This is a genomic window from Nocardiopsis oceani, from assembly GCF_054777395.1.
Window position 1 is genome coordinate 1 of record NZ_BAAHAR010000135.1, and the last position, 684, is coordinate 684.

Consider the following 684-nt stretch of genomic DNA (forward strand, 5'->3'; position numbering starts at 1 on the left):
CCGAGTGGATCAGCCAGTTCTGCACCGACCGCTGCCCGCCCGCCTCCAACAACGTCCCGGCCGCTTCCAGCTGGGCCAGGCGCAGCAGCATCGCAAGCTGGGCCCGGTCGAAGTCCTCGAACACCTGGGAAATCACGTCCAGGACCTCACCGGCCGCACCCGCCGGGGGCACGTCCGCCATTTCCGAGGTGATCTTTTCCCGGGCAGTGCGCATTGCGGCCACGGCGGGAGTAGTGACCGCCGTGTTCCCGCACTGCCCGAAAGAAGAAGTCATACCCTAAGGATATCAAGAAAGACCCAGAAAGGACCTAACCTGGGGGTGATAAAACACTTACCCGGGCACCCTGCTCCGCCTTTTCTTCCCCCGGAAAGAAGCCTTCCAGGAAAGGGGCCCTACCTCCCCTGTCCGCATTCTTGGGCAAAGCGGACAAATGTGTGCCCGAATGGGAATGATCTTGCCCCTGTCTCCACTCTCGGCGGCCGAGGGTGGAGACAGGGGCAAGATCATCGGGGTTTTCGCTGGGCGCATTGACCGGCCGCGACACCCGCAACCGGTAGGTGAGGGGCCCTGCTGTTTCCGGACAGGCTTTGAACCGCCTGTCTCACGCGGCCAGTCGCATCTCCTGATGCGCCGCGTAAATCTCCGCGGGCGTGTTGTATCCCAACGCGGAATGAAGACGCCTG

At 63.0% G+C, this 684-nt stretch carries 1 pseudogene; it reads right to left on the reverse strand.

The features are described from left to right. Positions 1-274, reverse strand: a pseudogene (locus ACYVDG_RS32720) (HNH endonuclease signature motif containing protein); the annotation flags it as partial. Positions 275-684: the final 410 nt, after the last annotated feature.